21 protein-coding genes are annotated in these 22382 nt (G+C 64.3%); 7 read left to right on the forward strand and 14 right to left on the reverse strand.

All coding sequences use genetic code 11. The annotated features are described in order from the left end of the window. Positions 1–7: 7 nt before the first annotated feature. Complete coding sequence (locus ACQY4G_RS13430; RefSeq protein ID WP_421991565.1) at positions 8–637, reverse strand: class I SAM-dependent methyltransferase; 630 nt, start codon at positions 635–637, stop codon at positions 8–10. A 142-nt stretch (positions 638–779) separates the two neighbouring features. Here ACQY4G_RS13430 and ACQY4G_RS13435 point away from each other — a divergent pair, with 142 nt between their 5' ends. Beyond that, positions 780–1802, forward strand: coding sequence for a D-alanine--D-alanine ligase family protein (locus ACQY4G_RS13435; RefSeq protein WP_421991567.1), 1023 nt, complete (start codon positions 780–782; stop codon positions 1800–1802). Here the strand turns inward: ACQY4G_RS13435 and ACQY4G_RS13440 are convergent. Then, complete coding sequence (locus tag ACQY4G_RS13440) at positions 1799–2524, reverse strand: SDR family NAD(P)-dependent oxidoreductase (protein ID WP_421991569.1); 726 nt, start codon at positions 2522–2524, stop codon at positions 1799–1801. The genes ACQY4G_RS13435 and ACQY4G_RS13440 overlap by 4 nt on opposite strands. A 223-nt stretch (positions 2525–2747) precedes the next feature. On the opposite strand from ACQY4G_RS13440, the gene ACQY4G_RS13445 reads away from it, so the two are divergent. The 4 genes from ACQY4G_RS13445 (at position 2748) to ACQY4G_RS13460 (ending at position 5913) form a co-directional block, all read left to right on the forward strand. Then, positions 2748–3530 carry a succinate dehydrogenase iron-sulfur subunit gene (locus ACQY4G_RS13445; protein ID WP_067689367.1) on the forward strand — a complete coding sequence of 261 codons (783 nt, stop codon included), beginning with the start codon at positions 2748–2750 and terminating at the stop codon, positions 3528–3530. Then, a complete protein-coding gene (locus ACQY4G_RS13450; protein ID WP_421991571.1) occupies positions 3530–3997 on the forward strand; it encodes a PaaI family thioesterase in 468 nt (155 codons plus the stop codon). Before ACQY4G_RS13445 ends, ACQY4G_RS13450 begins: the two co-directional genes overlap by 1 nt. After that, on the forward strand, positions 3994–5106 hold the full coding sequence (gene zapE / locus ACQY4G_RS13455; protein ID WP_421991573.1) for a cell division protein ZapE: 1113 nt from the start codon (positions 3994–3996) through the stop codon (positions 5104–5106). Before ACQY4G_RS13450 ends, zapE begins: the two co-directional genes overlap by 4 nt. A gap of 108 nt (positions 5107–5214) precedes the next feature. Further along, positions 5215–5913, forward strand: coding sequence for a pirin family protein (locus ACQY4G_RS13460; protein WP_421991575.1), 699 nt, complete (start codon positions 5215–5217; stop codon positions 5911–5913). On the opposite strand, the gene ACQY4G_RS13465 is transcribed toward ACQY4G_RS13460, so the two are convergent. From ACQY4G_RS13465 to ACQY4G_RS13520, 12 genes are all read right to left on the reverse strand, one after another. After that, the gene (locus tag ACQY4G_RS13465) at positions 5910–7808 is read right to left on the reverse strand and encodes an XrtA/PEP-CTERM system amidotransferase (protein WP_421991577.1); all 1899 of its coding nucleotides are present in this window, start codon (positions 7806–7808) and stop codon (positions 5910–5912) included. The genes ACQY4G_RS13460 and ACQY4G_RS13465 overlap by 4 nt on opposite strands. Before the next feature lie 12 nt (positions 7809–7820). Next, positions 7821–8810: an exosortase A gene (xrtA, locus tag ACQY4G_RS13470; RefSeq protein ID WP_421991579.1), complete on the reverse strand. Its 990-nt coding sequence runs from the start codon at positions 8808–8810 to the stop codon at positions 7821–7823. After that, positions 8800–10023, reverse strand: a complete 1224-nt coding sequence (locus ACQY4G_RS13475; protein ID WP_421991581.1) for a TIGR03087 family PEP-CTERM/XrtA system glycosyltransferase — start codon at positions 10021–10023, stop codon at positions 8800–8802. The genes xrtA and ACQY4G_RS13475 overlap by 11 nt, the downstream gene beginning before the upstream one ends. Before the next feature lies 1 nt (position 10024). Next, entirely contained in the window at positions 10025–11086 is a 1062-nt protein-coding gene (locus ACQY4G_RS13480) for a FemAB family XrtA/PEP-CTERM system-associated protein (RefSeq protein ID WP_421991583.1), read from the reverse strand. Next, positions 11083–11937, reverse strand: coding sequence for an XrtA system polysaccharide deacetylase (locus ACQY4G_RS13485; protein WP_421993666.1), 855 nt, complete (start codon positions 11935–11937; stop codon positions 11083–11085). The genes ACQY4G_RS13480 and ACQY4G_RS13485 overlap by 4 nt, the downstream gene beginning before the upstream one ends. Before the next feature lie 31 nt (positions 11938–11968). Beyond that, positions 11969–13183 carry an AAA family ATPase gene (locus ACQY4G_RS13490; RefSeq protein ID WP_421991585.1) on the reverse strand — a complete coding sequence of 405 codons (1215 nt, stop codon included), beginning with the start codon at positions 13181–13183 and terminating at the stop codon, positions 11969–11971. Positions 13184–13196: 13 nt separating this feature from the next. Continuing rightward, positions 13197–14873 (reverse strand): preprotein translocase subunit YajC, encoded by a 1677-nt coding sequence (locus tag ACQY4G_RS13495; protein ID WP_421991587.1) that lies wholly within the window; start codon positions 14871–14873, stop codon positions 13197–13199. 4 nt (positions 14874–14877) lie between these two features. Next, the gene (locus ACQY4G_RS13500) at positions 14878–15945 is read right to left on the reverse strand and encodes a capsular biosynthesis protein (protein WP_421991589.1); all 1068 of its coding nucleotides are present in this window, start codon (positions 15943–15945) and stop codon (positions 14878–14880) included. Between the two features lie 15 nt (positions 15946–15960). Then, positions 15961–17478 (reverse strand): XrtA system polysaccharide chain length determinant, encoded by a 1518-nt coding sequence (locus ACQY4G_RS13505; protein WP_421991591.1) that lies wholly within the window; start codon positions 17476–17478, stop codon positions 15961–15963. Between the two features lie 15 nt (positions 17479–17493). Next, a complete protein-coding gene (locus ACQY4G_RS13510) occupies positions 17494–18138 on the reverse strand; it encodes an XrtA/PEP-CTERM system exopolysaccharide export protein (RefSeq protein ID WP_425061757.1) in 645 nt (214 codons plus the stop codon). Between the two features lie 163 nt (positions 18139–18301). After that, a complete protein-coding gene (locus ACQY4G_RS13515; protein WP_421991595.1) occupies positions 18302–19528 on the reverse strand; it encodes a pyridoxal-dependent decarboxylase, exosortase A system-associated in 1227 nt (408 codons plus the stop codon). Beyond that, positions 19525–21039 (reverse strand): acyl-CoA ligase (AMP-forming), exosortase A system-associated, encoded by a 1515-nt coding sequence (locus ACQY4G_RS13520; RefSeq protein WP_421991597.1) that lies wholly within the window; start codon positions 21037–21039, stop codon positions 19525–19527. Before ACQY4G_RS13520 ends, ACQY4G_RS13515 begins: the two co-directional genes overlap by 4 nt. A 26-nt stretch (positions 21040–21065) precedes the next feature. On the opposite strand from ACQY4G_RS13520, the gene ACQY4G_RS13525 reads away from it, so the two are divergent. Further along, on the forward strand, positions 21066–22031 hold the full coding sequence (locus ACQY4G_RS13525) for a GNAT family N-acetyltransferase (protein ID WP_421991599.1): 966 nt from the start codon (positions 21066–21068) through the stop codon (positions 22029–22031). Positions 22032–22078: 47 nt separating this feature from the next. Then, positions 22079–22381, forward strand: coding sequence for an acyl carrier protein (locus tag ACQY4G_RS13530; RefSeq protein WP_291173622.1), 303 nt, complete (start codon positions 22079–22081; stop codon positions 22379–22381). Position 22382 lies beyond the last annotated feature (1 nt).

The following is a 22382-nucleotide window of genomic DNA, read 5'->3' on the forward strand; positions in this document are numbered from 1 at the left end:
CTGGCCCTCAGGCCTTGCGTGCCACGCCCCATTCCATCCAGCCCATCACCTTGGGCGCTTTGCTGAGATAGGCCTGGCCCAGCGGTTCGACCGCGAATCCCGCTGCGCGCAGCGAGGTGCCGATCGGTCGGGTCAGATGGCAGCCGCCGGCGAGCGGTTTCCACAAGGGTTCGATCCGTTCCTGCCAGCGCGCCACGCCCGCATCGGGCGCGCGCCCGTGCTCGAGAAAGAGCAACCGGCCGCCCGGAGCGAGAATGCGCCGCATCTCCGCCAGCACCCGTGCCGGATTATCGACCGAACACAGCGTATAGGTGCACACCACGGTATCGAAAGAACCGGCGGGAAAGGGAATATCCTCGCCCACGCCCTGCCGGATATCGGTATCCCATCCCATGGCCTTCGCCCGCTTCCGAGCGCCATCGAGCAGCTTTGCATGCGGATCGATCCCCGCAAAAGACGTCACTTTTTCCGTATCGTAGAGCGCCTGATTGAGGCCGCCGCCGCAGCCGATCTCAAAAACGCGTCCTTCGGCGAGCGGAACGATCTGGTGGCGACGCTCCTCGATTCCCTCCTGTCCGCAGGCGGCCGTCACCAGGCGCGGCATTATGTGGCTATCGTACCAGCTTTTTATACCCACGGAGCAAGACCCTCCGATTGCGCGACTTTTCAACGCTATCGCCATTTCGGCTGGCAGCAAGCGGAAACTTGCACGCCGAAAAGCTCTGGTGGAGCATGCACCACACGACTAAAGGGCGCAAAAGCACAGCAAACGGGCCCACATGACCAAATCCATCGCACCTCTCCGCATTCCCGAAGAAGCCAAAGAGCGCATCCGCATGCTGTTCATGGCCAAGCACGCGCTGTTCGGTGGTGGAATGCATCCCGAAGACGGCAATCACGCGATCTACCACAATGAGGTGCGTTCGACACTGGAGGAGCTCGGGCTCAACATGGAACTGGCCAACAGTTACGAGGTGCTGTTCCAGAAGCCCGATGTCGATTTCGTCTTCCCGCTGCTCAATCGCGGCGGTTTCGTGAACAGCGAGATGCTGATCCCGATATTGTGCAACAAGCATGGCATTCCCTATCTCGGCGCGATGCCCTTCCTGCGGGGGTTGGGCGACGACAAATCGGTATCCAAGCTCGTTTGCGACCACGCCGGCGTGCCCACCGCACCGTGGTTCTGCTATCGCCGCGGCGCACCCGTCCTCGAAAAGGACCTGCCCGCGAAGGACGCCGGACGCTGGGTCATCAAACCCAATGCTTCCTCGGCCAGCTGGGGGATCACCGATGCGCGCGAATGGACCGAGGTCGCCAATGCGCTGTGGCACATCCACACCGAAGGTCACGATGCGATCGTCGAACCCTATCTCGACGGTTACGACGTCCAGTGCGCCTTCATCACGATCAATGACGAGCCCATAGCGCTGCCGATGCTGTGGTACGAGCGCGAAGACACGCAGCGGTTGTGGACCTATTATGAGAAACGCGACCTGGTGCAGAACACCGAAAAGGCCGCCCTCAAGCGGTTCGACGATCCCGAGCTGGCACCGAAGATCGAGGCGATGGCCAAGAAGGTCGCGCGCGAATTCGTGCCTTTCGATTACGGCCGGATCGAGTTCCGCCTCGACCTCAAGACGGGCGACATCAATTTCATCGAGATCAACCTGAACTGCAATCTGTGGTCGGAGAAGGTCATGGCCAAGGCCGCTGCCCAGGCCGGCTTCAGCCATGCGGACCTGCTCGAGACGCTGCTCGCGGAAAGCTGGCGGCGAGAGGGGCTCGTAGCCCCGGCGGGCTAGGCGGGTATTTCCTCGCCCTGCCAGTCGAACACCTTGCCGCTGTCGGCAGGCTTTAGCCTGTCGATCACGGCCAGCAGATTGTCCGCCGCCTCGTGCGGGGCAGTCAGCTGACCCTCTGGAAGGTTCGACTGAAAAGGCTGCGACAGCATGGTGTCGACGGTGCCGGGATGCAAGCCGGCCACCACCGCCTGCTTGTGCGTGCGCGCCAATTCTATCGCGTAATTCTTCAGCAGCATGTTGAGCGCCGCTTTGCTGGCGCGATAGCTATGCCAGCCCCCCAGCCCATTGTCGGAAATCGAGCCGACACGCGCGGACAGGGCGGCGAACACGCTGCGCCTGTCGCGGGGCAGCAATGGCAGCATGTGCTTCGCGATCAGCGCGGGTCCGATCGTGTTGAGACGAAAGACCTGCTCCATCGCCGTGCCATCGATTTGTCGGGCTGCGCGTTCCGGGCCGGCACCATTCTCCAGCGTCAAGACGCCGCTGGCGACGATCACGAGATCGGGCGGTGAATCGCGCATCGTGTCGGCGGCGGCAGCGATGCTGTCTTCATCGGCAAGATCGAAGCGGAAAGCCCTCGTACAATCCTGCGTTGCCACGCCCGATCGGCTGCCAGCCCAGACCTGCGCCCCGCGATGCGCGACGGCCTTTGCAAGTGCCCTGCCGATGCCGCCGCTGGCGCCGAAGATCGCAGCGCGCCGAAATGTCTTTCCTACATCCATCCTACACAACTAGACCGCCCAGATGGTCCAGAAGTTCCTCCGAAATGCTCGCAAGGCCGGGCTTTTGCCGGTCGATGCAGTTTTTCGCTCTGGACGGTGTAACACCCGGTCCATGTGTTCGATCGTGTAGGATCACCATTGCGGGAAATGCGGCATTCTCGGCCTTGCGCCCCTCGTGTGAACCGCTAGATGGGTTTCGCTAAGCAACAGGACTGACAGCGTAATGGCGACCTTCACCCTTCCCAAGAATTCGAAGATCACCGGCAAGGCCCGTGCCCACAAGGCAGAGGGCGGCACGCGCATCCGCAAGTTCAAAATCTATCGCTACGATCCCGACAGCGGCGAAAACCCGCGCTACGACACCTTCGAGCTCGACCTCGACGATTGCGGGCCGATGGTCCTCGATGCGCTGTTCAAGATCAAGAACGAGATCGACCCCACGCTGACCTTCCGCCGTTCGTGCCGCGAGGGCATATGCGGCTCGTGCTCGATGAACCTCAACGGCAAGAACGGCCTCGCCTGCACCACCGCGATCGAGGATCTCAAGGGCGAAATCCGGATCACCCCGCTGCCGAGCATGGACGTGATCAAGGACCTCGTGCCCGACTTCACGCATTTCTACGCGCAATACGCCAGCATCCGCCCCTGGCTGCAGACCGTCTCGACCACGCCGAGCGGCAAGGAACGCCTCCAGTCGCCCGAACAGCGCGAGAAGCTGGACGGGCTGTACGAGTGCATCCTGTGCGCCTGCTGCTCGACCGCGTGCCCCAGCTATTGGTGGAACAGCGACAAGTTCCTCGGCCCCGCGATCCTGTTGCAGGCCTATCGCTGGCTCGCCGACAGCCGTGACGAGATGACCGGCGAGCGGCTCGACCAGCTGGAAGATCCCTTCCGCCTCTATCGCTGCCACACCATCATGAACTGCGCGAACGTCTGCCCCAAGGGCCTCAGCCCGGCCAAGGCGATCGCCGAAACCAAGAAGATGATCGCCGAACGCGCGATCTGATGGGCCTGACCGACGACGTTTTCGAGCATGGCCCCGACCCGGAGAACCCGGGCTGGCGTCACTGGAACCTGAAAGACCAGACGCTGTTCAACGGCGCGGTGATGGGCAAGCTCATCACCCGCGTCGACGATGACGGCAAGGCGCGGCTGCGCATGTTCCCCGAACGGCGGCACGAGAACCTGCAGGGCATCGTCCATGGCGCGGTGACACTGTCGCTGATCGATATCAGCCTGTTCACGACGATGCACACGATCGGCAGCGGCAATGCCGGGCCTTCGGTCACGGTGGAACTCTCGACACAGTTCGTCGGCGGCGGCAAGCCCGACCGCCCGCTCGATGCAGTATGCGAGATCGTCCGCGAGACGGGCAGCATGGTCTTCGTGCGCGGGACGGTCGTGCAGGAGGACCATACGGTCGCCAGCTTCTCGGGCATCGTGAAGAAGATGAAGCGCCGCATCGCCAAATGACCGGAATGCTCGCCCGCTACGAGCGGCTCGTCGCCGCGGGCGAATTGCAGGCCGATCCCGACCAGCGGCGCGCCGCCGAACGGCTCGACCGGCTGCAGAAGGAACTGGAGGCGGAAACCAGCGGCGGGCTGCTGGCGCAACTGTTCCGGCCCAAGAAGGCGCGACCGCAGGGCGTCTATATGTGGGGCGGTGTCGGACGCGGCAAGTCGATGCTGATGGACCTCTTCATAGAAACGCTCGGGATCGCGGAAAAGCGGCGCGCGCACTTCCACGAATTCATGCTCGAAGTCGACCGCCGCATGCGCGCCCGACGCGAGAGCGATCCGGGTGACCCAACGGGTAAGGTCGCGCGCGACATCGCAGAGGACGTGCGCTGTCTGGCCTTCGACGAAATGGTCGTCACCAACACCGCCGATGCCGCGATCATGGCGCGCCTGTTCACCGCGCTAATCCGCGACCAGGGGGTGACGGTAGTGACCACCAGCAATCGCCCGCCGCGCGATCTCTACAAGGAAGGACTCAACCGCTCGCTGTTCCTGCCCTTCATCGACCTGGTCGAGGCGGAGATGGACGTGCTGCCGCTCAACGGACCGACCGATTACCGGCTCGATCGCCTCGGCGACATGGCGACCTGGCATTCGCCGCTGGGCGATGCTGCCACGGCACAGGTGCGCGAGGCCTTCTTCCGGCTGACCGACTACAAACCCGAGGATGCCGAGCACGTGCCGAGCGCCGAACTCGAGCTTGGCGGGTGCCGCACGCTGCACGTGCCCAAAAGCCTCAAGGGCGTCGGCGTGTTCAGCTTCAAGCGGCTGTGCGGCGAAAACCGCGGCGCCGCCGACTACCTCGCCGTTGCGCATGCCTATCACACGGTGATCGTGGTCGGCATTCCGGCGATGTCGCCCGACAATCGCAACGAGGCGATCCGGTTCACCAAGCTGATCGACGCGCTGTACGAGAACGGCGTGAAGCTGTTCGTCACCGCCGCCGCCGAACCGGAAGATCTCTACACATCGGGCGACGGCGCCTTCGAGTTCGAGCGCACGGTCAGCCGCCTCAGGGAAATGCAAAGCGCAGACTACATGGCGCGGGGGCACGGCCTCGCCTGACGGGCTGGCTGGGTAGTCACACCGGTGTGCGTTCTTGAAGCCGCAAGAGCGCAGACCACATGACATCCAGTTCCGGCGTCAACACCCCGCCGATGTGAGAAAACTGCTATGATCGATATCCGTCCCTTTGCCTCGCTCGGGCATGCAGACCACGGCTGGCTCGACGCGCGGCACCATTTCAGCTTCGCCAACTATCACGATCCCGACCGCATGGGCTGGGGCAATATCCGCGTGTGGAACGACGACACGATCCAGGCGCAGACCGGCTTCCCGCCGCATCCGCACCGCGACATGGAAATTGTCACCTTTGTGCGCAAAGGCGCGATCAGCCACCGCGACAGCCTCGGCAACGAAGGCCGCACTGCGGCGGGCGACGTGCAGGTGATGAGCGCGGGCACCGGCATCACCCATGCCGAATACAATCTCGAGGACGAAGACACGACGCTGTTCCAGATCTGGATCATCCCAGATCGCGCCGGCGAAAAGCCCAGCTGGGGCCAGCGGGAGTTTCCCAAGGCCACGCGTGAGGGCGGGTTCGAAGTTCTCGCCAGCGGGACGCCCGACGCGGACGATGCCCTGCCGATTAGGACCGATGCCAAGGTCGCTGCTACGACGCTTGCCGCCGGGCAGAGCGCAACATGGACTACCTCGGGCGAGCGGCACCAGTACCTTGTCGCTCCCAAGGGCCGCGTGAAGGTCAACGGACACGAAGCGCAGCCACGCGACGGGATTGCCGTGACCGGCGAGACCGAAATTGTCGTGGAAGCGCTCGACGACGCCGAGATCGTGCTGGTCGACGCGCGCTAGGCGCTTGGCTTAAGGTGCCGGAGCGAGCGTTCCAGCATCAGCAATTGCCACAGCACACGGCCGTGATCGGAGCGGCCCGAAATATGGTCGTCCGCGAGGCGCGAAAGCGCCTTGCGGGCGAACCACCCGCTGCCGGTGAGCAGTTCGCTCGAGGCGACCGCCCTCGCCTCGCTCGCCAACGGCCCACGGAACCAATCTGCCAGCGGGGTCACAAAACCCTGTTTCTGGCGATAGAGGATGTCCTCGGGCAGATAGCGCTCCATCGTGCGCTTCATCAGCCACTTGCCGGTCGTCCCGCGGAACCGCTGGCGATGCGGCAGCCGCGCGCCGAATTCGATCAGGCGGTGATCGAGCAGCGGCTCGCGCGCTTCGAGTCCCACCGCCATGCTGGTGCGGTCGGTCTTGGTGAGGATATCGCCAGGCAACCAGAACTTGAGATCGGCATACTGCGCGCGATCGAGACCGCTGCGGGCGGGTGCATCGCGCATGAGCTCTTCGAACGGCTGCTCGGCGCGGTAATCGCCGCGTTCACGCAGCATTGCCTCGCCATAGAGCGCATGTCTCTGTTCGGGTGCAAGGATCGCCAGCGCCCGGGCATAGCCGGCCTCGCCACTCTCCGCGAGCGACAGCAGGGTGGTTTTTGCGCGCAGGGGGCGCGGTGCCCAGTCGGCCTTGGGCCAGAGTTGACCGAGCGTGCCGAACACGGGCCTGCGCATCGCTTGCGGCAGGACCGATCGGACCCGTTCTTCGCGCGCGTGGAAAAGCTGGCGACGATAGCCGGCAAAGGCTTCGTCGGCGCCGTCACCCGACAGCGCAACAGTGACGTGCTCGCGCGCCAATTCGCAGACGCGCAAAGTCGGCAACGCACTTGCATCCGCGAAGGGCTCGTCGAAGATTCGCGCGATCCGGTCGATCTCGCCGAATTGGTCGGCCGAAACGATCTGCTCGTGATGGTCGGTCGCGAACAGCTCGGCCACCTGGCGCGCATAGCGGGTTTCGTCGACACTCTCGACATCGAAGCCGATCGAGCAACTGGTGACGGGCGCGGCGCTCGCCTCGCTCATCAGAGCGACGACCGACGAGCTGTCGACGCCGCCCGAGAGAAACGCGCCCAGCGGAACGTCGGCCGTCATGCGACTGGTCACGCCCTCGCGCATCAGATGGAGGAGCTGGGCCGAAAGGTCCTCGGTCCGTCCCTTCTCGCGCTCTGTAAAGCCGACGTCCCACCAGCGCTGCGGCGGGCCGGGCTCGCGCCCATGGTCGAGCAGCAGGAAATGACCCGCCGGAAGCTTCTCGACGCCTTTCAGGATTGCCCGATGATCGGGGACATAGCCCCAGGTCATGTAATCCTCGATCGCCAGCGGATCGATATGGCGCCGCATCAACGGGTGCGCCAGCAGGCCCTTGAGTTCGCTCGCGAAGGCAAACGCTCCACCCTCAAGGCGCGCAAGGTAGAGCGGCTTCACTCCCAGACGGTCGCGCGCGAGGAACAGTTGACGCCTGTCGAGGTCGTAGAGCGCGAAGGCAAACATGCCATCGAGCCGCGACAAGCAATCGGGGCCCCACTTCTGCCACGCCGCGAGGATCGTTTCGGTATCGCCATCGGTGCGCAGTTGCGCCCCGCCCTGCTCAAGCTCGCGTCGCAATTCGCGGTAATTGTAGATTTCGCCATTGAAGACGATCACCGCGCGCCCATCGGCCGAATGCATGGGCTGCGGCGATCCTTGGAGGTCGATGACCGACAGGCGGCGATGGCCGAGGCCGACACCGGGCGCGGTCCAGACGCCGCTGCCGTCGGGTCCGCGATGCGCAAGCGCCTCGGTCATCCGCTCGACCCTTCGGGGATCGACCGGCTTCACCGTTTCGTAATGGAAAATCCCCGCGATCCCGCACATAGGCGACGGTGCCTAGACGAGCCGCGCCAACACGGCAAAGACCAATGCGGCGACCAGCACCGCGCCGAAGACCAATGTCGGATTGGCCGGCGTTCCCTCGAAACGCTGGACGAGCGGCATTCCAGCGATCTCGCCCGCGCTCCAGCCGGCCTCCTCGGGTTCGCGCTCGAACCAGCGCCAGGCGACACCCAGCACTAACGCGATGACGATGCCGAAAAAGACCCAGCCATAGACGATATGGTCGAAGCTCCCGGCAGCCTCCGCGCCTACGTATTGGGCGAGGAAGATGGTCGCCCAGGCGCGGATGCCGTTGGCGACGATCGGCACCACGATGCATGCCAGCAGGAACCAGGCGCGTCGCTTCCAACTGGCAAAGCAAGTGTGCGCCACGAGCAGGCCGAGCGCCAACATGGCGATAAGGAATTTCACGCCCGAGCACTCCTCGGCGACGATGAACAGGCCCGCGGGCGTATCGATGTTGATGCCCTGTGCCACGGTTTCGATGCCGCTCCATATCGTGAGCGCCGTGGCGATTTCCGCAGTGATCATCTGCAGTGGCGGGATGATCTCGTCGCCGAACGGCACCAATAGAAACGCATAGGCCAGCGGAAACGCGAGCACGAGCGCGGCACGCAACCCCAGGATCGCGACGACGGCGCCCTGCATGGCGACGATCGTTCCACCTTGCGCTATGGTGTTGATCTCGAGACCCCTGCCGAGGAGCCACGTCGATAGGCCGAGGATAAGCCACAGCAACCCCGGCCACCAACCGACCACGCCGACCTTTGCCAAATCGTCGCGGCGTATCCACGCCAGCCAGAAAATGATCGGCGGGACCAGCAGGATATGGCTGTAGGTATCGATGTTCCACCACTGATGCACCATCGCGCGCCATTCGGCGAATGTGAGAGCAAACAACGCCAGGGCGACCACGGTCAGCAGGGCACCCGGTGAGGTTCGCGGGCGAGCGGCGGTCCGCTCCAGGACGGTTTCAGGCGGCATTGCGGGCATTCTCGCCCGCGCCGACCAGTTCGGCAAGCGCGGTCCCGACACTGTCCCAACTCATTCGCTCGACGACGTATCGCCGCGCGCAGCGACCCATTTCGGCCGCGAGCTCGGGGGAACTCAGCAGGGCCTCGATCTTCGCAAGCATCGCTTCGGGATCCGCTTCCGCCACCGCGAAATCGCGCCCGTCGGTTGCATCGATGCCGGTGGCTGCACCGGGTGTCAGCACCACCGGTCGGGCCATGGCCATCGCTTCCAGCACCTTGTTCTGCACGCCGCGCGCGATCAGCAGCGGTGCAACGACGAGATCGGCGGATTTGAGAAACGGACGCATGTCGGGCACTTCGCCCCATACACGCGTGCCATTTTCACCATGGCGATCCCGTAGCGCCCGGACCGGAGCACGACCGACAATATGGAAGCGCGCCCGGGCATAGGTTCGACGCAGTGCCGGCATGACATGCGCGATCATCCATTCGGCTGCGGCCACATTAGGCGCGTAATCCATCTGGCCGGTGAACACGAGTTGCGGATCCTCGCCCTCGTCGAGATCAAGCTGGCGTTCAGCAGTTTCCGGATCGAAGGCCTGCGCATCGATGCCATTGCCCAAGGTGCGCAAGCGAACCGCGTCGGGACTATCAAGCCGCGAGCGAAAGAGATCGGCCTCGTTCTCGCTGATCAACAGCGTAACGTCGGCACGCGCCGCTATTCGTTCCTCTTCGCGCCTCAGCAGCCGCGCTTCGCGCCGGTTGATCCACGCGCGCTGGCCAGCCTGCGCATAGGCTTCGAACTTCGCGCTATCCACGTCGCAAAGGTCGACGATTACCCTGCCGGCAAAACTGTCGGGCACATATTGTCCCATCTGACCCGAAAACACGAAAATCGTGTCGATCCGGTGGTTTCCCAGCGTCTTGGCGACGTAACGATGCATGGCCGCATGATCGAAGGCGGTCAGGCTGACCGGCTTGCGCCTGACCAGGGCCTCGAGACCCGCCAGCGGCAGAGGCTTGCTACGCTCGATCAACGCATGCGTTCGGGCAATCTCGGCCAAGGCTGCTTTCTGCGCCAAGTCCTGCGGCGTCTCGCCAAAGGTCCCGACGTGGACGGGGCCGAGCTTGGCCAGCCCCTTGAGCAAATGGTGCGAACGAATTTTGTCCCCTCGGTCGGGCGGAAAGGGGACACGATGGGCAAGGAACAGCACTTCGCCCATGTCAGCCTAGCCCTCGCGCGATCCAGGGTCCGATACGCGTTGCTACCGACAGCGGCAGCTTCTTCCACAGGGCGATACCGGAGGAATAGCCGTCGTCCGTAGGATCGATGTTGCGCGCCGTGCGACCGGGTGGGGTCCAGGTCCAGTAGGTGAGAGGAACGGGCTCGAACCCCTGCCATTTCTTGAAGTTGTAGGGCCCGCTACCGACCTTCGAACGTCCGTAGTCGAACCGGGTGCAACCGCGCATCCGGCCGTGGTCCATCAATTCGAAATAGATCCGTTCGTTTGCCTTGAGCGCGCGCGCCTCGATCCCGCCGCCACCCCAATAGGGCATCACTGCGCCATCGTGGTAGAGGGACAGCACGCTCGACACGGCCCGACCTTGGTATACTGCCGTGATGATATCTGCATTCTCACCGAAAAGGTCGAGCACTGCAGCGAACAGCTTACGCGGGAATACCGGCGTTCCGAGATTATGGACGCTGTCGGCATAGCAACGATAGAATGCGACCAAATGCTCGGGATCGCGCCCGGTCACGATCTCGAGCGGGGATTTGAGCGCCTTGCGGACTTCCGCACGGGACTTGCGCGGAAAAGCCAGCAGTTCAGATTCGCGATCTTCTGCCAGCGGTCGCGAGAAGGTGGCATGTTTTCCGGTAATAGCCTGCCAGCCATCGGGCGCGGTCCCTCCCCGCATTTCGACCGAACTCACCGCCAGCCGCCGGGCCAGTTCTTCCGCTGCGCGGCACAGCAGCTCGGATGCGGCACCGCTGTCGGCCAGCGGTCCGCCACCGACGGCGAAACCGCTCGAAACAAGAGCAGGCGCGAACAATGGTGAACGCACCTCGGTCAGCGGCAGCCATCCTGCGATCACGCCAGCGCGTTCGGCAACCAGCCCTAGTGCGTTCTGGCGGGTGCCCTTCCCGATCGCTGCCAGCCAGGCCGGGCGATGGAACGGGGTCGCGTCATGTTCTGCGACGAACTCCTCGATCCGTGCGCATTCCCTCGCATCGTTCAGATCGGCCTGCCGAACAGTCATCGCATGGCTTACAGGCGCATTCATGCAGCCCACTCCAGGCTGAACGGCTTTTCGCGCTCCGCAAGCGCGTCCATCCGATCCCACGCGAAATCGCCGAGCAGGACGGAGAGCTTGTCGGCCATTTTCGCAAGGTTGGTATAGTGCCTGAGACGCGAGCGCAGCGGCGCTCCAGCGACCCGCGGCTGGTCGGGATCGATCTCCCATGGATGGAAATAGAATACTGCGGGACGACCTTCGCGATTGACCTGGCCGATCGCCCAGCGGCTGAAGCCGTAGGGCAGCACGCGGAAAAAGCCGCCCCCACCCGCGGCAAGCCGCTTGCCGCGCAATATGGCGGTGCTCACCGGGATCTCGACCAGTTCGCTGTCCACCACAGGATTGAAAGCAAACCTCGGTGCCTCACGCCAGCCGTAGTGATCATGCACCACCGGAGCGACGCTGGATGAATAGGCATAGCCCTGTTCCGCCAGCACCTCGTGCGCCCAGGGATTGCGGGCATCGATCGAAAAGCTGGGCGCGCGGTAACCGGTGATCGCCTGTCCGCCAGCATCCTCGAGAATTGCGCGGGCTCTGGCGAGATCTTCTGCGAATTCGGCAGGCGAGAACGTGAATACGCGCGTGTGGTCGTAACCGTGGCTCGCCAGTTCGTGCCCGCGTTCGACGATCGTGCGCATGGCGGCCTTGTTGCGTTCGGCCACCCAGCCAAGTGTGAAAAAGGTCGCCTTGACGCCCGATCGATCGAACAGATCGAGTATCCGTGCGACATTGTCGCCCACGCGCAGTTCCAGACCGTCCCAGTCGTGACGCGCGATTGTGGTCTCGAACGCGCCGACCTGGAACCAGTCTTCGACATCGACCGAAAGGCCGTTGACGATTTTGCTGTCGCTCAACGCCCCCTCCCCGGCTTCAGGCAGCCGCGCGCGAACCCTGCGATTCGAAATAGTCGATCATCATGGTCAGCACGTGGCGCAACGAGCGTTCCTGTTCGTCGAGCCGGGCCTCGATGGATGCGAGGCGTTGGCCGACATCGTCTGGCAGACCGCCAGACGCGCGTTGTTCGGCCAGCTTCGCGACCTCCCGGCGCAATGCCGCCAAATGCTTGTCACGCTCGGCGAACCCCGCCTCGATCGCTTCGATCTGATGGTCGAGTAGGCCCTTGTCGCGCGCATCCGTGCCCCGGGGCGCACCGGATTCGGCTGTGGGCTCGGGTGCTGCCTTCTGACCCTCGTTCTTGGCGCGGGCGATCGCCTCGGCCGCGGGCAGATCGCGATCGGGGCGAGGCTTGGCCCGGGCTTCATCGGACGGAGCGGCATCTCCGCTCATTTCCTCGATGACCGAATCGAGCATTTCGGTATCGAGCAGGTCGCGTTCTTCGACCGCACCGAGCAGGAGCAGGCGGGTCATAACCTGGTTGACCTTGCGCGGAATGCCGCCGGTTGCCTTGTGAAGCTTTACCCAGAGGCCCTTGTCGAGCTTGGGGTTGCCATCCCATCCGACGTGACCGAGGCGGTGGAGGACATAGGGTTCGATCTCGCCGGGCTGCATCGGCTCGAGATGATGCGCGGCGATCACGCGCTGGCGCAGCTGTTCGAGTTCGTCGGAATGCGCGAGCAACTGCTTGAACTCGGGCTGACCGAGCAGCAGCGTTTGCAAGAGCGGATGCGAACCGAGCTGGAAATTCGACAGCATGCGCAGCTCTTCGAGTGCCCCGATGGACAGATTCTGCGCCTCGTCGACGATCAGCAGCGTGCGGCGGCCATTGCGGGCTTCCTCGTGCAGGAACAGCTCGATAGCCGCGAGGTCGGCAGCCTTGTCGCGGCCCGTGACATCGAGGCCGAAACTGCGTGCGGCCACGTGAATCATTTCGTCGCCATCGAGCGCGCTGGTGACCACTTCGCCCACGGTCATGCGATCGTCGTCCAGCTTCTGCTTGAGATGCGCAACCAGCGTCGATTTGCCCGAGCCCACCTCACCGGTAATGACCACGAAGCCCTCGCCCTGGTTGAGGCCATAGCCGAGATAGCTTAGGGCCTTCTTGTGCGTGACGCTCTCGAAATAGAACGCCGGATCGGGCGTGAGCTGGAAGGGCCGCTCGCTGAAACCGTAGAATTGTTCGTACATCGCGTGGGTCCTATCAGAAATCGTAGCGCAGGCCGAGCAGGGCCGAGGCGGTCGTCAGGTCGTCGGCAACGATGTCGCTGTCGAGCATGGAGATCGCCACAGCCGCGCGGGCGGACAGGTTGCGGAAGACCTGTTCCGAATAGCTCGCCGATCCGCCGATCACGCGTACATCGTCCGTACCGGCCGTGCCGCTGTCGAACCAGCTGGCATAGGTGTTGACCGAGAAGTTACCGCGCGGGCCGACCGGACCCGAAAGGCCTGCGGTCAGGTAATAGCTTTCGTCGACCAGACCATCGGCCAGAGCGAGCACCGTTCCTGGAGCACCGATGAATTTGCGGCGGTCGTAGCCCGCGCCGACGCCGGCCGTCATGCGGCCGATCTGGCGGGTATAGCTGGCAACGACGCCGCGGCCCCGGAACACGGAGGAGCGAACCGAGCCGAGCAGTCCGTCGAGACACCCGCTACCGTCAAGCGTGTTGACGCAGCCGGTCAGTTCACCCGTGACCGGGTCGCGCGTAACGGTAAAATCGGTAGGCAGCGCGGCCAGGGAGTTATTGAGGCGTCCACCAAAGCCCTGGATGCTGTCATATACGCCGATCTGGAGATTGCTGCGGCTGCTCGGGCGCCAGCTGAAATTGCCGTAGAATGTTTCGCTGTCGTAGCGATGGCCGAAACGCGCCTCGAGCTGTGTCCGGCTGCTGGGCGTCCAGACCACGCCGACATCCCAGATCAGCCCGCTTGCCTCGAAAGCGATAATGCGCGGGCTGCCCTCGTCTGTGACGAAGCGACCATTGCTGCCGATCACCGGATTGCCGTCTGCATCGCGCAGCGCATCGCGGCTCGATACTTCGACATCCTCGACACCCGCGCCCCCGACCACGGCCAGCGTCGGCGTGATCGGCACGGTGACATCGCCGCGAACATAGGCATCGCGCACGCGCTGATCGAGATTGGAGACGTCTTCCTGATAATAACCGGCGCCAACGGCAAGGCCCACGGGAAGCGGCTGACCCGGACGCGTACCCGCACGCACGGTAGCGCTGTGAGTGACGCTTTCGTCGAAGAGGTCGGCCGAGGTGCCCCCAGGGGTCACGAAGTCGGGACCGTCGACGCGAGTATAGCCGATACGATAATTCGCGCTGACATCGACGTCGCCCGCGCGAGTTTGCAGGTTTGGTCCGGCGTACACCGAATAGGTCTGGGTCGAGAGATCGTCGTCGACCGTCGGATTGAACACCGACCGGCCCTGAGCGTCCACGCGCGTGCTACTGGCCAGCGCACCCGCCTCCACAGTGAGGACGCGTGGCACGATCGAGGCGTAGCCACGCGCGACGCCGGTGATCGAATCCGAATCCGCACCGTCCGACTGATGCGCGAAATTGCGTTCGTAACGCAGTGAAACGCTACCGCCATTGTTGCGACCGACGATCGAAGCATCGACGCCTGCGGCGAGCTGGGTATAGGTCAGCACGTCGTTGCCTGGCGAGATCTGCCAGCTCGCGATCGTGTTAGCCTCGATATAGGGATCGATGCTCGTCCGGCCTCGGCTCGCGGACGCGCTTTCGGCCCCGGCTTCGCTCTCGCCGGCTTCGGCGCCCTGATAGGACTGCGCCTGCAACGGCGCGCCCTGCACCAACGCAGCCGAAAGTGCGACTGCGACGAGGCGGCGGGTTCTTGGACGATAGGCCACGGGTCTACTCCCCATATCCGTAATAACTGCCGAACCTGCGACCGCTCGGGCTGAATGTCGCATCGTTGAGCAGAAGCTTGATGTCGGGGCAGGCCGACAGAAGGTCGATCGCGTCCTCGAGCGCGGCGCGCCCGGTCATGTCGGCGCGAGCCACCAGCAATGCCTGGCCGACATGCTTCGCAAGTTCGGCGGCTGGCGTCGCAGCGAGCGCTGGCGGGCTGTCGAACACGATGATCCGATTCGGCGCACCGCGCGTCAGGCTGTTGAGCACCGTCCAGGTGCGCTCGCTGGCGAGATATTCGCTGTCGCGTCCCGTTCGTTTCCCAGCGGGAAGCACCCACAGGCCGGGAATATTGGTACCGACGACGACATCCTCGACATTCGCGGCGGGGTCGGCAAGCACGTCCATGAAGCCCTTGCCGCTTTCGAGGCCGAGATTGCCCATGATCGAAGGCTTGCCGAAATCGGCATCGACCAGCAGCACTTCCAGATCGCGCTCACCCGCCAGCGCGATGGACAGGTTGAGCGCGCAGAAGGTCTTTCCCTCGTTGGGATGCGGCGAGCAGACCAGCACGCGGCGCGCCTGCGGCCCTCCCTCGGTCTTGGCCGAAGCCAGCACCTGACGTTTAACGATCCGGAATTCCTCGAGCAGCGTGGATGCGCCGCCGTCCGGATCGATCAGGCCCTGCTCGCGCAAGAGCGAACGCGACACCTCGCGCTTGGCTCCGGTGAAGGTGATGGCAGGATCGTTCGGTTCGGGCGGTGCGGTGGGCTCCGCAGCCGTCGGAGCCGAGGAGGATGCGGCTTCGCCGATCCAGTCGGAGGCGCGCCGGCGCGGTGTTTCCCCGGGTGCAGGCTGCGCGGCTTGGCGCTTGGGTGCGAATTTCTTGGCCTTGTCGCCTTCAAGCTTGTTCGGCACTGCCGCCGGCACGAGCTTGTCGAGACCGAACAGCCCGCTGGCACGTTCGAGCAGCGAGCCGCGTTTCGGCTCCTGCGCGACATCATGCGCGACATCCTGCGAGCCATTCTTTTCCCCATCCGCAGGCGGCGTGATATTGGTGGGCTTGTTCACTGACACATTCCCCCCTCAGGCCACCGAGCCGACCTGGACCATTTCGACCACGAGCAGCAGGAAGCAGACGCCTGCCAACCCTCCGGCACCGGCGAGAAACTGCTTGAGCCGCAGATTCTCGTGCTTGCGTGCCGCTTCGGTCATCGAGCGTGAAATCGTTCCGATGACCGGCAAATCGAGCACCCTTTCGAGCTTGTCGGCAGTGGTGAAGCTGGATTTCAGCTGCCCCATCACGAAGGCCACACCGGCGCCCGCACCAATCCCGACGATCAATACCCCGAGCAGAAGGACCGGGCGGTTGGGCGCCGCCGGTGCGCGCGGTGCGGTGGGCGGGTCGATCACTTCGAACTGGAACGCGCTGCGCTCGGTCTCGACCTGGCCGCGCAGGCGCATTTCCTCGCGATCCTTGAGCAGGTCGTCATATTTGTCCTTGAGTACTTCATAGTCGCGGCTGATGCGATTGGCTTCGGCAGCGACGGCGGGCTCGTCCGCCTGCGCCGCGATCAGCGCAGAGATATCCGATTGCAGCGCCGCCTTGCGTGCCTGGAGCGCCTGGACATTGGCCTGCCGCTCGGCCCTTATCGACATTAGCGAGGTATAGGCCGGATTGGGCGAGCCACCCGAACCGGCGGGTTCGTTGGCCGCCTGCTCGCGCAGCGTCGCAATCTGGCGTTGCTGAGCCTGTATGTCGGGATGGCTGTCGGTCAGGCCGCGCGCGCGCATAGCCGCCAATTGCGACTGCGCCTGCAGCAGCGCACCGCGCGCTCCGCCGCTACCGGCCGTCACGATGCTGGGTGGAGTGCTGGCAATCTGCCCGTTGATGGCCGCCAGCGCGCTCTGCGCGGCGGCGATATCCGCATCGATCCCGCGCATTTCCGTGCGCATGCCCTGCAAACGGCCCGTCACTGTCCCGCTGCCACCGATCAGGTCGGGATGCTGTGCCTCGAACGCCAGGCGGCGCTGTTCGGCCGCTTCGAGTTCACGTTTGCGATCTTCGAGCTGCTGGTCGAGGAAGGCGATCGTATCGGCAACGTCACCGCGATTGCCGGCAATGTTGGACTCGCGGAAAATGTCGATCAGGCTCTGCACCACATTCTTGGACAGCGTGGCATTTTCTGAATCGCTCAGGCTCGACTTGCCGATGGTGGCAGTGATCGTGAACAGATTGTCCTGCTCGCTCTCGACGACGATGCTGTCGGTCAGGTTCTGGACCGCATTCTGCATCTCATTGTCGGTCGCGACCTTGTCGCCGAGCTTTGTGCTTCGCACCACCCGCTCGAGATTGACCGCGCTGACCAGCGTTTGGCGGACCTTGGTGATCGCCTGCTTGCCGTCGCCCGAGATATCGAGCTGTTCGGAAAGCACGTCCTCGAGCTCGACGTAAATCCGCGCGCGGCTTTCGTAACTGTTGGGGATGAAGCCGACGGCAAGCCAGCCGAGCAGGCACACGCCCCAGGCCACGCCGAGCGCGATCCAGCGGCGGTTCCATACCGTGTGCAGCGCACTGCGCAATTCGTCGAAGACTTCCTGCATGCCCCCCGCGCTCCCTTAGAAGGTGCTTTCGGGGATGATGATCACATCGCCCGGCTGGAGGAGCACATTGGCCTTGCTGTCGCCGCGCTTGAGCAGGTCGGTGAGGCGCAGCGCATATTCGCGCTGCCGGCCGAGCTGCTTGTCGAAGCGGATCAGCTTGGCGCGGTTCCCTGCGGCGAATTCGGACAAGCCGCCGACCGCGATCATTGCGTCGAGCACGGTCATGTTGGCCCGGTAGGGCAGCGAGGCGGGCCGCTCGGTCGCACCGACGATGCGGACCTGCTGGCTGAACGTGCCCGCAAATTCGTTCACGATAACCGAGACCAGCGGATCCTCGATATACTGGCTGAGCTGGAGGCGGATATCCTCTTCCAGCATCGAGGGCGTCTTGCCCACCGCGGGCATGTCCTTGACCAGCGGGATGGTGATACGCCCATCGGGACGGACCTGTATGTTCTCCGCGCCCAGTTCGGGATTGCGCCAGACATGGATCGTCAGCTCGTCGAGCGGACCGATGACATATTCCTCGCCCGGCCCTTCCTGCATCGCGACGAATGTCGCGGGCGGGAGTTCGTCACCGCCACCGCGCGCACAGCCGCTCAACACAAGGGTCGACGCAGCGCATCCGGCGAGGAGCGTGGCAGTTCGGGTAAGGCGCATAAGTGGTTTCCCTGGCATCGTCCGCAGGCGATCGCGGACGCGAAAGGCGCCCGCTAATCCCCTATTTGGATCAATCATTGCCAGAAAAAGGTGAACAGACCGTTAGCCATGGTGCCGCGCAGTCGCATAAATCTCGGAATTCTTGGCATTTAGCGCGCGGTTTTCAGACCAGCATTTCCTCTGCCGGGCCCTGTCCCAAAAAGGCACTGGGAGAGGCGCTTGCACCATAGGCTCCGGCGCAGAACACGGCCACCAGATCGCCGACCTCGGCTCGCGGCAGATGCGCCTTGTCGGCAAGCCGGTCGAGCGGGGTACACAGGCACCCGACCACATTGGCGGTCTCTTCCGCCTCGGCATCGAAGCGGCTGGCGATCGCCACGGGGTAATTGCGCCGCACCACCGTGCCGAAATTGCCCGAGGCGGCGAGCTGGTGATGCAATCCGCCATCGGTGACGAGATAGGTTTCGCCGTAGCTTTCCTTGCGATCGACGATGCGGGTCAGATAAACGCCAGCCTCGCCAACCAGATAGCGACCGAGTTCGAGGAACAGCTCCGCCTCGGCCAGCGTGTCCGGCAATTCCGCGAAACGCCGGGCGAGCGCGTGACCGACCGCCGCGATATCGAGCGGCTGGTCGCCGGGGAAATAGGGAATGCCGAAGCCGCCGCCCATGTTCAGCTTGGGCAGGTTCACGCCCGCCTCGCCTGCCAGCCGGTCCGCGCAATCGAGCACCTTGGCCTGCATGTCGATCACCGCCTCGGCCGACAGCGCCTGGCTGCCGGTAAAGATGTGCAGACCGCGGAAATCGCAGCCCGCGCCGATTATCGAGCGGATCAGTGCCGGAACGCGCTCGGCATCGATGCCGAAGGGCTTGGGGCCGCCGCCCATCTTCATGCCCGAGCCCTTGAGCTCGAAGTCGGGATTGACGCGAATGGCGAGACTGGGCGTCTTGCCCAACCGTTCGGCGATCGCCAGCGCGCGTTCGGTCTCGCTCTCGCTTTCGAGGTTCAGCGTAACCCCGGAACCGATGGCCGCTTCGAGTTCGGAATCGCGCTTGCCGGGTCCGGCAAAGCTCACGCGCGAGAGGTCGAAATCGACGGCGCGGACCATGTCCAGCTCACCACCCGAGGCAATATCGAGCCCGTCGGCTAGTGTAGAAACGAACTTAAGAAGCGGCGCGAAGCTATTGGCTTTGATCGCATAATTAATCTTCAGTCTATCCGGCATTGCGGCCCGCAAATCGGCAAAGCGCTGCGCAATGCGGTCACGCGAATAAACGAATAGCGGCGTCCGCCCGACCGCTTCGACCCAGTGGCTCGCGGGCGCACCACCGATTGCCAGTTCGCCGTCGATCGCTTCGTAACCGGCGGGAATGGGACCCAGGGGCTTCATGCGCCGATCTCCGCCGCGAGGGCCGTGCGATCGATTTTGCCATTGGGATTGAGCGGCAGCGCATCGCGCCAGTGGATCACATGCGGTTGCATGAAATTAGGGAGCTCCTTCTGCAGCGCCTTGGGCAGCGCCGCCTCATGATCGGTCGCATCGCTCGTCGGGCGCGCGACGAGATGGATGGCGTGGCCCAGGCGTTCGTCGTTCACCCCGAGCGCGACCGCCTCTGCAACCAACCCTGTGCCGAGCGCCGCGCTTTCGACTTCCTGCGGGCTGATGCGATTGCCCGCGCTCTTGATCATCGCGTCCCGCCGGCCGACGAAATAGAGCAGGCCATCCGCATCGCGCGTCACGCGGTCGCCCGACCACACCGCGGTCCCGCCGTATTCTGAGACATCCGGTGCGGGCTTGAAACGCTCGCGCGTGCGCTCCGCGTCCTGCCAATAGCCCTGCGCCACCAGCGGACCGCAATGGACCAGCTCGCCTTCCTCCCCGGGCTCGGCAAGCGAGCCGTCGTCGGCGACGACGAGGATTTCGGCAAGGGGAATGGCCCGGCCCATCGAGGTCGGATGCGTTTCGACCAGCTCCGGTTCGAGATAGGTCGAGCGGAAGGCCTCGGTCAGGCCATACATGGGAAAGATGCGCGTTTCGGGAAAGATGGAGCGCAAGTCGCGGACGATATCCGCGGTCAGCGCACCACCCGAATTGGTCAGCCGCCGCATCGAGGCCACCGCTTCGGCGGGCCACTCCAGCTCGGTCAGTTGCACCCACAGCGGCGGGACCGCGGCTAGCGTCGTGACGCCATGCCTGGCGCAGGCCCTGGCGACATCGCGCGGGAAGAGATAATCGAGAGGCACGACCGCCCCACCGGCATACCAGGTCGAAAGCAGCTGGTTCTGCCCGTAATCGAAGCTCAGCGGCAGCACCGCCAGCGTCACGTCGTCGCTTGCCATGCCGAGGTAATGCGCCACGCTGACCGCACCGAGCCACATATTCGCATGGCTGAGCATCACGCCCTTGGGCTTGCCGGTCGATCCGCTGGTATAGAGGATCGCCGCCAGATCTTCCGGGTCGTGGGCGGAAGGCTCCAGCGAGGCGCCCCTGTCTTCGGCCAGAGCGAATACCTCGGCCTCGTCGATCGGTTTGCAGCCTGCCGGCACATCCGCCGCCTCGAGCGTTGCGAGGCGTGCCTTGGTTCCCATCAGCAGCACCGCGCCGCTATCGGCGAGGATATGCGCCACCTGCGCGCGCTTGAGCAGCGGGTTGATCGGAACATGCACCAACCCCGCCCGCGCCGCCACCAGCGGCAGCAGGCAGGTCAGCTCGCCCTTGGCCGCCCAGCTTGCCACGCGCGCGCCCTTCGGCGCCTGGCTTGCCAGCCACCCTGCGAGCAGCGCGACACGTTTCCTCAACTCCTCGAAGCTAAGCACACGGTCGCGCAGCACCAGCGCAGGCGCCTGTGCACTCCCGCGCTCGGCCAGTTGATCGAGCGGAAAGGGCGTGGGATCAGGCATTAACGCTCCTGGGCGAGGGAAATCCGTTGGACATCGCGGTCAGCTATCACGACACGGTTACCAAACTGCAAGGGCTGGAATGGCCTGCCGATGGCCCTTTCGACAGGCTCGAATGGTTCGCGCTGTTCGACGACCCGCTGTTTGCTCTGGCCGAAGATGGCGACGAATGCGCCATGCTGCCCCTGCAAAGCACGAGCGACGGGCTGACCAGCCTGACCAACTGGTTCAGCTTCACCTGGCGCCCGCTCGGTCGCTCGCCCGGCCTGCTTGCCGCGCTTGCCCGCGACCTGCGCAATCGGGCGCACAGCATCGTGCTCGACCCGGTCCCGGGCGAGGATGGCAGCCGCGACGCACTGGCGCAGGCGCTGCGCTCGGGCGGGTGGCTGGTCTTTTGCGAGCCCTGCGACGAGAACCACGTCCTTCCCGTCGATGGCCGCAGCTTCGCCGAATATTGGGCGCAGCGCCCGGGCAAGATGCGCACCACGCTCAAGCGCAAGGCCAAGAGGGTCGAGGTCGAGATCCTGACCCGCTTCGACGAGCGGGCATGGCGCGATTATCAGGTGGTTTATGCCGAAAGCTGGAAACCCGGGGAGGAGCGCGCCGACATCCTCGAGGCCTTCGCCCGAGCGGAGGGCGCAGCGGGGCGCATTCGCCTCGGCATCGCCCGCGCTGAGGGGCAGCCGGTGGCCGCGCAATTCTGGACGGTCGAGAACGGCACCGCCTATATCCACAAGCTCGCACATATCGAAGCGGCCAAACCACTGTCGGCCGGAACCACGCTGAGCGCCGCGCTGTTCGAGCATGTGATCGAAACGGACCGGGTCGCGCTGGTCGATTTCGGTACCGGATCGGATGCCTACAAGCGCGACTGGATGGAGGTGAACCGGCCGCGATATCGCCTGACCTGCCTCGACTGGCGCCAACCCCGCGCCTGGCCCGCCATCGTGAAGGCATGGGGCCGCCAGCTTGCACCGCACAATCGGCCCAGCTAAGGGCATCGCCTCCGAAAGCAGGGCCAAATGCAGGGGAAGCCGAAGGAATGACCGCCGAAACCGCCAGCACCGCATCGACCGGGCCGAGCCGTAGCGCCATCGACCAGACGCTGCGCGCGATCCTGCGCGATGTGCTCGGGCTCGACCAGGCGCAAGTCGACGGGTTCGACGGCGATACCGGGCTTTTCGGGCACCTGCCGGAACTCGATTCCATGGCTGTCGCGGGCCTGCTGACCGAGATCGAGGATCGTCTCGACATCGTCATCGAGGACGAGGACGTCGATGGCGAGATGCTCGAAAGCTACGGCGGCCTGCTCGCTTTCACCGAAGCCAAGATCGTCGAGGGCTGAT

Source organism: Qipengyuania sp. (assembly GCF_965277845.1).
Lineage (GTDB): Bacteria > Pseudomonadota > Alphaproteobacteria > Sphingomonadales > Sphingomonadaceae > Qipengyuania.

What these genes read in the sequence shown, in the direction of transcription:
- ACQY4G_RS13440 (WP_421991569.1), bottom strand. Translation starts at nt 2,524, where the DNA reads ATGGATGTAGGAAAGACATTTCGGCGCGCTGCGATCTTCGGCGCCAGC.
- ACQY4G_RS13520 (WP_421991597.1), bottom strand. Translation starts at nt 21,039, where the DNA reads ATGCCTGATCCCACGCCCTTTCCGCTCGATCAACTGGCCGAGCGCGGG.
- ACQY4G_RS13480 (WP_421991583.1), bottom strand. Translation starts at nt 11,086, where the DNA reads ATGAATGCGCCTGTAAGCCATGCGATGACTGTTCGGCAGGCCGATCTG.
- ACQY4G_RS13465 (WP_421991577.1), bottom strand. Translation starts at nt 7,808, where the DNA reads ATGTGCGGGATCGCGGGGATTTTCCATTACGAAACGGTGAAGCCGGTC.
- ACQY4G_RS13490 (WP_421991585.1), bottom strand. Translation starts at nt 13,183, where the DNA reads ATGTACGAACAATTCTACGGTTTCAGCGAGCGGCCCTTCCAGCTCACG.
- ACQY4G_RS13435 (WP_421991567.1), top strand. Translation starts at nt 780, where the DNA reads ATGACCAAATCCATCGCACCTCTCCGCATTCCCGAAGAAGCCAAAGAG.
- zapE (WP_421991573.1), top strand. Translation starts at nt 3,994, where the DNA reads ATGACCGGAATGCTCGCCCGCTACGAGCGGCTCGTCGCCGCGGGCGAA.
- ACQY4G_RS13505 (WP_421991591.1), bottom strand. Translation starts at nt 17,478, where the DNA reads ATGCAGGAAGTCTTCGACGAATTGCGCAGTGCGCTGCACACGGTATGG.
- ACQY4G_RS13515 (WP_421991595.1), bottom strand. Translation starts at nt 19,528, where the DNA reads ATGAAGCCCCTGGGTCCCATTCCCGCCGGTTACGAAGCGATCGACGGC.
- ACQY4G_RS13460 (WP_421991575.1), top strand. Translation starts at nt 5,215, where the DNA reads ATGATCGATATCCGTCCCTTTGCCTCGCTCGGGCATGCAGACCACGGC.
- ACQY4G_RS13530 (WP_291173622.1), top strand. Translation starts at nt 22,079, where the DNA reads ATGACCGCCGAAACCGCCAGCACCGCATCGACCGGGCCGAGCCGTAGC.
- ACQY4G_RS13450 (WP_421991571.1), top strand. Translation starts at nt 3,530, where the DNA reads ATGGGCCTGACCGACGACGTTTTCGAGCATGGCCCCGACCCGGAGAAC.
- ACQY4G_RS13510 (WP_425061757.1), bottom strand. Translation starts at nt 18,138, where the DNA reads ATGCGCCTTACCCGAACTGCCACGCTCCTCGCCGGATGCGCTGCGTCG.
- ACQY4G_RS13475 (WP_421991581.1), bottom strand. Translation starts at nt 10,023, where the DNA reads ATGGGCGAAGTGCTGTTCCTTGCCCATCGTGTCCCCTTTCCGCCCGAC.
- ACQY4G_RS13445 (WP_067689367.1), top strand. Translation starts at nt 2,748, where the DNA reads ATGGCGACCTTCACCCTTCCCAAGAATTCGAAGATCACCGGCAAGGCC.
- xrtA (WP_421991579.1), bottom strand. Translation starts at nt 8,810, where the DNA reads ATGCCGCCTGAAACCGTCCTGGAGCGGACCGCCGCTCGCCCGCGAACC.